This is a genomic window from Paenibacillus ottowii (assembly GCF_050516475.1).
Classification (GTDB): Bacteria; Bacillota; Bacilli; order Paenibacillales; family Paenibacillaceae; genus Paenibacillus; species Paenibacillus ottowii.
Genome location: NZ_CP191577.1, coordinates 1,710,566 through 1,717,966, shown reverse-complemented (window position 1 = coordinate 1,717,966; position 7,401 = coordinate 1,710,566). Strand labels below are relative to the sequence as shown.

General features: G+C 38.9%; 9 protein-coding genes. 8 read left to right on the top strand and 1 reads right to left on the bottom strand.

The annotated features are described in order from the left end of the window. The first annotated feature begins 289 nt into the window (after positions 1-289). The 3 genes from ACQQ6X_RS08110 to ACQQ6X_RS08100 all read left to right on the top strand — a co-directional run bounded on the left by ACQQ6X_RS08110 (position 290) and on the right by ACQQ6X_RS08100 (position 2,413). Positions 290-733 carry a hypothetical protein gene (locus tag ACQQ6X_RS08110; protein ID WP_305164936.1) on the top strand — a complete coding sequence of 148 codons (444 nt, stop codon included), beginning with the start codon at positions 290-292 and terminating at the stop codon, positions 731-733. Positions 734-895: 162 nt separating this feature from the next. Next, positions 896-1,156 (top strand): HNH endonuclease signature motif containing protein, encoded by a 261-nt coding sequence (locus ACQQ6X_RS08105; RefSeq protein ID WP_369425849.1) that lies wholly within the window; start codon positions 896-898, stop codon positions 1,154-1,156. After that, positions 1,157-2,413, top strand: coding sequence for a site-specific DNA-methyltransferase (locus tag ACQQ6X_RS08100; RefSeq protein ID WP_305164935.1), 1,257 nt, complete (start codon positions 1,157-1,159; stop codon positions 2,411-2,413). Between the two features lie 5 nt (positions 2,414-2,418). On the opposite strand, the gene ACQQ6X_RS08095 is transcribed toward ACQQ6X_RS08100, so the two are convergent. Beyond that, a complete protein-coding gene (locus tag ACQQ6X_RS08095; protein WP_305164934.1) occupies positions 2,419-2,667 on the bottom strand; it encodes a DUF3953 domain-containing protein in 249 nt (82 codons plus the stop codon). A 158-nt stretch (positions 2,668-2,825) separates the two neighbouring features. Here ACQQ6X_RS08095 and ACQQ6X_RS08090 point away from each other — a divergent pair, with 158 nt between their 5' ends. The 5 genes from ACQQ6X_RS08090 (at position 2,826) to terL (ending at position 7,352) form a co-directional block, all read left to right on the top strand. Further along, complete coding sequence (locus tag ACQQ6X_RS08090) at positions 2,826-2,996, top strand: hypothetical protein (protein WP_430493557.1); 171 nt, start codon at positions 2,826-2,828, stop codon at positions 2,994-2,996. Between the two features lie 163 nt (positions 2,997-3,159). Continuing rightward, positions 3,160-3,819, top strand: coding sequence for a hypothetical protein (locus ACQQ6X_RS08085; protein ID WP_305164932.1), 660 nt, complete (start codon positions 3,160-3,162; stop codon positions 3,817-3,819). Positions 3,820-3,877: 58 nt separating this feature from the next. After that, positions 3,878-4,621: a transposase gene (locus ACQQ6X_RS08080; protein WP_305164930.1), complete on the top strand. Its 744-nt coding sequence runs from the start codon at positions 3,878-3,880 to the stop codon at positions 4,619-4,621. Positions 4,622-4,780: 159 nt separating this feature from the next. After that, the gene (locus tag ACQQ6X_RS08075; protein ID WP_305164929.1) at positions 4,781-5,626 is read left to right on the top strand and encodes a tyrosine-type recombinase/integrase; all 846 of its coding nucleotides are present in this window, start codon (positions 4,781-4,783) and stop codon (positions 5,624-5,626) included. A gap of 130 nt (positions 5,627-5,756) precedes the next feature. Continuing rightward, a complete protein-coding gene (terL, locus tag ACQQ6X_RS08070) occupies positions 5,757-7,352 on the top strand; it encodes a phage terminase large subunit (RefSeq protein WP_305164928.1) in 1,596 nt (531 codons plus the stop codon). The last annotated feature ends 49 nt before the right edge of the window (positions 7,353-7,401 follow it).

The following is a 7,401-nucleotide window of genomic DNA, read 5'->3' as shown; positions in this document are numbered from 1 at the left end:
CTGCTATTTTCAAAATTTTAAACCAATATAAATTGGATTGGGGGGGATATAGTTTGAGATGTGTCACGTGACACAATGTTGAAAATTTAAAAGTACATATTATACACGGGAACTCTGGCTATTGGCTAGGGTTCCTTTTTCATTTAGAGAGGAGAAATATAAATGCTATTAATGTTACAAGCAATAATCATAGAAATATTACGATTTATCACTGCGGTTGGTGTGTTTTTTACCTGGATGTGGATTGCAGTCTTTTTAAAAATGAAGGTAGAAAGGGGGATCAAGTGGATTGGAAATCAAATTCGTAAACGTAGAAACGTTAATTCCGTACATAAAAAACGCCAGAAATAATGAGAAAGCTGTAGAATATGTAGCAACGAGTATTCAGAGTTATGGATTTGATACAGTAACGGCAAAAGGTTATTTGAAAAGAAAAGGTGAGAAAAGTTCTTATAAAATTGGTTGGTGTAAAAATTGCGACGAGGGGTTTGTAGCTAGAAGTGACACTAAGCAAGTTTTTTGTTCTGTTTCATGCCAATCAAAATATAACTGGAACATCGGAAAAATTAAACCTAAAGTTTCAAATTGCAAAATTAATTTTACTTGTGAGCTGTGTAATGGCAATTTCGTAGATTTTCAGTCCAACAATAGAAGGTTCTGTAGTAAAGAATGCTTTGAAGAATTTAATCATGGAGAAAAGATACTTAGAAATTGTTTGAAATGTAAGTATTAATTTGAGATATATGCCTCAGCACTCAAAACGAATACTAGGGGGAACTATTGTTCAAGGCAGTGTTATGAAGAGACATTAAGAGGAGAACATTTTCATAAATCAAGAAAGAGAAATTTAGGCACTGCGAAATGGCGCAAAATTAGAGATAGCGTACTCCAACGTATGCCTATTTGCCCTGTTTGCTTCAATAAAAAGGATTTAAACATTCACCACATTATTCCATTCAGAATTACAGAAGATGATTCGAAAGAAAATCTTATGCCATTATGCCGCAGTTGCCATGGGAAATTTGAATCTCTAACACGGATTTGCGAATCAGCCCAAATTCCATGGGATTACTTTTACATATTTATGAAGAGTTATTATCTAGAAAGAACAATGTTGATTGCATCAGCAATGAAAGAAAAGGAGCAAATTCTATAAATGAAATGGATGAAATTGAAAATAGATCAACTGGTACACGCCGAATATAATCCAAGGAAGGATTTAAAAGCGGGTGATCCAGAGTTTGAAAAGATTAGGAATAGTGTCATCGAATTCGGTTATTGTGAATCGATTATTTGTAATAGCGATTATACCATCGTGGGAGGCCACCAACGTGCCAAAGTGTTGAAGGCACTTGGATACGATGAAGTTGATTGCGTCATAGTCGATGTGAATAAGTCGAAAGAGAAAGCCCTGAACATAGCGCTCAACAAAATTACAGGGGAGTGGGACTTTGAAGCACTGGCTGCATTATTAGATGAGTTAAAAGAAGCAGAATATAATATTGAGCTAACTGGCTTTGATTGGTCTGAAGCGGAGAAGTTGCTGGATACATTACATGAGGAAACTGTAGATGAAGAGGATGATTTTAATGTAGAGGAAGCTTTGCCTGAACATCCGATCACTAGTAAAGGTGACATTTGGTTACTTGGGAAGCATAAGCTAATCTGCGGTGACTCGACTAATCCGCAAGATATCGCAACATTGATGAATGGTAAGAAGGCTCAGCTTATTGTAACTGATCCACCTTATAATGTGGACTATACAGGCAAAACGAAGGATGCATTGAAAATAGAGAACGATAAAATGGACAATCACCAGTTTTATGATTTCCTATTGGCTGCCTACACTCAAATGTTTGGAGTAGCAGATGATGGAGCGAGCATCTATGTGTTCCACGCCGATAGTGAAGGTTTAAATTTTAGGAAGGCATTTATCGAAGCTGGATTCAAACTGGCTCAATGTTGTATATGGGCAAAGCAAGCAATGGTAATGGGCAGAAGTGATTATCATTGGATGCACGAACCTGTATTGTACGGTTGGAAGCCGACGGGTAGGCACTATTGGAATAGTGATCGTAAGCAAACGACATTATGGCAATTTGATCGTCCCTTCCGGAATGAATATCATCCCACGATGAAGCCGATTCCCTTGATTAGCTACCCAATTAAAAATTCGAGCAAGCTTGGTGATATCGTATTTGATCCATTTGGTGGTTCAGGTTCAACATTGATTGCTTGTGAGGAAACGGATCGGATTTGCTATACCAGCGAGCTTGATCCCAAATATGTAGATGTGATTGTGAGTCGATATATTGCTCATATTGGCAGCGATAACGACGTTTATCTGATTCGAGATGGAGTGAAGGTAGGCTATTCAGAAGTTGTTGCTAATCTAGAATTAGTGAACATGTAATGAGTTTATAAGGTGTATAACATTACAAAAATTATAAACAAGGAAACACCAAAATTGGCTATTGCCGCAAACATACGCTTTGCTTTAAGTTCTGAAATACCAGAAAATAAAAGCATGAGTCCAAGAAAAAGTTGATTGAGCATAGTGAAGCGTTGATTGTCGTTAGGATAAGCGAATGATAGAGAGGCACATATGAGAACAACCAAAGCACATATTAAAGTTGCTATTTGATACATACTCATTTTTTTAAGCATAGGTAAATTCCCCCTTTCCATTTAGTTTATTATACGATGTAATCCTATTATATAATATTATTCCACTATTAATTAAAAATGATAAACAATATGTTTTTCAAGAAGTCGTTGCTGAGTCGGTGAGATCAGAGGTATCATGTGCTGGCTAAACCGAAAGGGTGATTGAATTGGGTAAGGCAAAAGTGAATATGGTGATTCGATTCCTGAAGGGCATGCAAGCCGAAAAGGTAAATGTGCTAGGGACTGAGGAGGCTCAAGAGGACAATGAGCTGATTCAGAAGGTGATTGAGGATATCGAATTGTTTTACGAGGCTGAATTGGAAAGTTAACTGATGCATAAGGGGAATGGCTGATCGTTGGCTGTTCCCTTTTTTCGTGATAGTGATTATATAGCTACTACTTATAGGGAAAAGAAGGAATTACATTCAAATTTGTTGAATTAACTCTGATAAGACAAATCAACATGTTCAACAGCATGAAAAGGGGAAGCATATGATCTGGAATATAAGAAATCTTGTCGTATTTATATTTGTCATTGTCATGTGGATGATTGTGGATCATTTACGTATCAATAATGTGTTAGCTTTTATAATCATTTTTATCCTGATGTTTCTCGTACTATATATGCCTATTCTTTTTACTGTAATATGGGATTCAAATTTGAAGAGAATTGAAAAGTTTTTAATGTCGCGTAAGAATAAGCCAGAATACCATCTATTTTATGCTCTAGCCCATGAAATCGATGAAGAAGTAGAGGACTCAATCCGACTATTGCTCCAAAAGTATAAGGGAATCCATAAACAAGCGTCATATAAAACCGTTTTTGCTTTCTATAAAAAAGAAATTCTGACGGTTAAAGAAGAAATCGAATTGATCAAACCACTGGCATATAAAAATTACTATCGAGCTATCGTATGTATGGAAGAAGGAAATAATGCGGAAGCTCACAAAATCATTCACGACATTCCAACGCCTTGGATGAAAAATGCGATTCTTTCCGAATTGGAGTTGAAATCAAATCATTATGCAGCAGCATTAAAACTGGCACAACAAGCCTTGCATCAATCCAAAGGTTTACAAAAGTATGTACTATTCAAAACATATCAACGGAAATTCCCTGAGATGCAATCTGTAAATGGAACACAACTTTAAAAACAAAGGTCTATGCACATTCGCATAGGCTTTTTTCGTTGATGGAGGTGAGCAGAAGATGAGCAAAAATAATAACAATCCCAAAAGAAACAAGCCTAAGATACTGACCAAATATGATCAATTTGTTGTGCCAAGACTCAGGGATATTCCCGTTTGGGTACGTGAAGGGGCAACAGATGAGGAGATAGCAAAACGACTGAACATTCATATTTGGACATTAGGTGACTATCGTAGGAAGCATCCCAAATTTGCTACAGCGTTGGAACGTCCAACCAAGTGGGAAACACATGTATATCCTCGGTTAGCGGAAATACAACAGTGGTTCGAAGAAGGCGTGAATGCAGAGGACATCATCAGGAAACTCGATATAGGTAAAACGACTTGGTATGAGTATATTGATAAACATCCGATGCTGGCTGAACTAGTCAAATGGAGCAGATCTGTCCCTATATCGCACGTGGAAAATTCACTTTTGAAAGCTGCTACGGGCTATGAATATGAAGAAATAAAAACGATTATTGAAGAGGACAAAAATGGAAAAAAGAAGACACGTATCGAGAAGGTGAAACGATATCAGCCTCCCAATCCGACAGCGATGATCTTCTACTTAAAGAACCGTGCACCTAACGAGTGGAATGATCGCCGTGAGCTAGTGGTCAATACGAAAGCACTGGAACAGGAGCGAAAGCAGCTATTTCTGGATATGATCGAAGCGGATGTAGTAGATGCCGACTATGAGGCTATTGAGGAATCGGTTGAGATGGAGGAAGGATATGTGGAGCCTAATGATTCGGAGCCATAACGTTATGTCGTCAGTATTAGCATAGATAAATGCCAGTTTCAGCCCTGAATTAGCCCCGAAAGTAGCCAGAATCAGTGCATAAGATAAGTTATGCAATCAGTGGACTTTCCCCCACATCAACGGTATGATGTGACACACGAGCGAAAGGTGGGGGAGAAAATGGAGTATATTCAAGGGTTTGAAGCCCATTTACGGAGCAAGGATCGAAGCGAGAACACAGTTTCGTGCTATATTCGGGACGTGTTGCAGTTTATAACCTGGTATCAAAGGAAAACGGAATATGGACTGGACAAGTGGATTGAATTGGATGGCGTGGAGTACAAGAAATATCTGCAAAGCACCAACCAAGCGATACTCACCATCAACCGCAAGATTGCCAGTATCAACGTATTTGCTCAGTGGATGCACCAACAAGGATATATTAAGGAAGAAATACATATCGAAGCGGTCAGGAATAAGGTTGTTCGGCAATACAAAGGGTTAGCAGAAAAGGATTTGTGGAAGCTGAGAAATGAAATTCACCGGATGGGTAATCGGCTGCAGATCTGTATGATTGAATTGTTGCTGGGAACAGGGATACGGGTAAGCGAATTGGTTGGTATCAAACTGAAAGATATTGAAATAAGCGAACGCAAAGGGTTATTGAAGGTATTCGGTAAAGGGAATTCCTTTCGTACTATTCCATTAAATAAGGATGTGCGAAAAGCCATTACTCGGTATCTTGAAATGAGGCCACAAGTGGAATCAGAATATCTATGTATTGGGCAGCGTGGGCCATTGGAGCGAAATGCGGTTAACCTGATTCTGAACAAATACGGAGATCGGATCAACGTGAAGGTCACACCACATATGCTCAGACATACACTTGGCTATAAGTTGGTGAAAACGACTCCATTGACAACCATCCAGCAAATCCTTGGACATGACCACGTAGCAACCACCAATATTTATACCCTAACAACACAGCAGGATATGGCTGAAGCCTTGGCAAATATCGAGTGGTGAGGAGCCACTCTTTTTGTTGTGGTGGGAGGGGGGCTTCTATGCAGATAAACGGAGCCGCCAGCAAAGGGTGCAGACATTTTTGTGATGATTTTATAGTGAATTTGAGAAAGGAGTTATACCCATTGAAACAATGAAGCAAGAAGAGCAGCGTCAAGCTGAACTGCTCAAGCAGTATATGGAGAAGCATTTCAAGCCGCCCAAAATGAAACAACTGATCGAAACGTTCTCTTTCTCTGAACTACGGAAGCTTATCGGTGAGATGGACATTGAATTTTTTGCATTGGCCTATTTCCCTAAATATTTTGATCGAGTATTTGGAAAGTTTCACAAAGAGCTATTCACGGAATTAAGACATATGCTTGCAAATACAGGACTGATTACGGCTTTTGGACTCCCAAGGGAGCATGGAAAGTCAACGATTAGTTCCTTTTTATTTCCGCTGTATGCGACTTTATATGATAAATCACAGTTTACATTAATCATATCAGCGACAGAACAAATTGCATTGCCGTTTTTGGATATGATCAAAGATGAGCTAGAAACGAATCAGATGCTGATTGAGGATTTCGGGATTCGTAAAGGGAGCCGCTGGAACAACAATGAAATATGGCTCAAGAGTAAAGGTGGACTGGACTCCTGCATTATGATTCGTGGGATTGACGGTAGCTTGAGAGGTATTCACTATAAGCATCATCGTCCTACGCTAGTTCTAATGGATGATTTGCTCAAGGAGGATACGGCTCGATCCGAAGCTAAGCGAGAACAAATTAAAAATACGTTTACGGATGTCATTCTGCCTATTGGCACAAGGGATACCAATATTCTGATCTGCGGAACGATTTTGAACGAAGAAGATATTATGGCCGATTTGCTTAAAGGTAAAATCTCTGGTGTGCGAAGTGTTCGAAAAGCAGCCGTGCTTCAGTTTTCAGAGCGTGATGATTTATGGTCAGAGTGGGAGCGACAATATAATAACTTGCAGGATGAAGACAGGATCAATACGGCCTTGTCTTTTTTTATGGCGAATGAGGAGGAAATGCTGGAGGGTACGAAAATCCTATGGAACGAGTATTTGGACTATTATTATTTGATGTGCAAAAAGCAAGCAATGGGGGAAAAGAGCTTCTATAAAGAATTGCAAAACGATCCGCGTTCAACAGACGAATACATATTTCAAAATCTGATGTATTGGGACAGATTGCCTGAGCTTGAGGACATGGAACTTGCCATGTACATTGATCCAGCGATTAAAGCCGGGAAGAAAAATGACTATTCTGCGGTTTCAATTATTGGGCAGCATCGGAAGACGAAGCAGATGTACGTGATTGATGGTAATATCTATAAACTGCTGCCGGATGATTTGTTCCAAGTGGCTATTGAAAAATTGAAGCTTTATCCTGTAGATAAGCTGGGATTTGAAGTCAATCAAGCGCAAAGCTATATGAAGCAAAAGTTTGAAGAAGAGCTATGGAAAGCGAAGATACATACACCCGTAGAAAGTGTGCATTCCAAGGGACAGAAGCATGAACGCATTATTAGCTTGGAACCAGAGATTAAGAAGGGTCATATTCTGTTCAATGCAGATAACCTTAGATATAACCATCAGGTGAAGGACTATAATCGAAACTGTACATACGATGATGCGCCGGATAGTTTATATGGGGCTGTTCAATTGATTCAGTCTGTTAAGAGTTTAAAGTTTTATGATCGCAGCTTGTTATTTTAATGGTTTTGCTAAAAACTCAAGTTTTTATTTTACCCAATCTCGTTAAGCT

What these genes read in the sequence shown, in the direction of transcription:
- ACQQ6X_RS08080 (WP_305164930.1), top strand. Translation starts at nt 3,878, where the DNA reads ATGAGCAAAAATAATAACAATCCCAAAAGAAACAAGCCTAAGATACTG.
- ACQQ6X_RS08095 (WP_305164934.1), bottom strand. Translation starts at nt 2,667, where the DNA reads ATGCTTAAAAAAATGAGTATGTATCAAATAGCAACTTTAATATGTGCT.
- terL (WP_305164928.1), top strand. Translation starts at nt 5,757, where the DNA reads ATGAAGCAAGAAGAGCAGCGTCAAGCTGAACTGCTCAAGCAGTATATG.
- ACQQ6X_RS08085 (WP_305164932.1), top strand. Translation starts at nt 3,160, where the DNA reads ATGATCTGGAATATAAGAAATCTTGTCGTATTTATATTTGTCATTGTC.
- ACQQ6X_RS08105 (WP_369425849.1), top strand. Translation starts at nt 896, where the DNA reads ATGCCTATTTGCCCTGTTTGCTTCAATAAAAAGGATTTAAACATTCAC.
- ACQQ6X_RS08075 (WP_305164929.1), top strand. Translation starts at nt 4,781, where the DNA reads ATGGAGTATATTCAAGGGTTTGAAGCCCATTTACGGAGCAAGGATCGA.
- ACQQ6X_RS08100 (WP_305164935.1), top strand. Translation starts at nt 1,157, where the DNA reads ATGAAATGGATGAAATTGAAAATAGATCAACTGGTACACGCCGAATAT.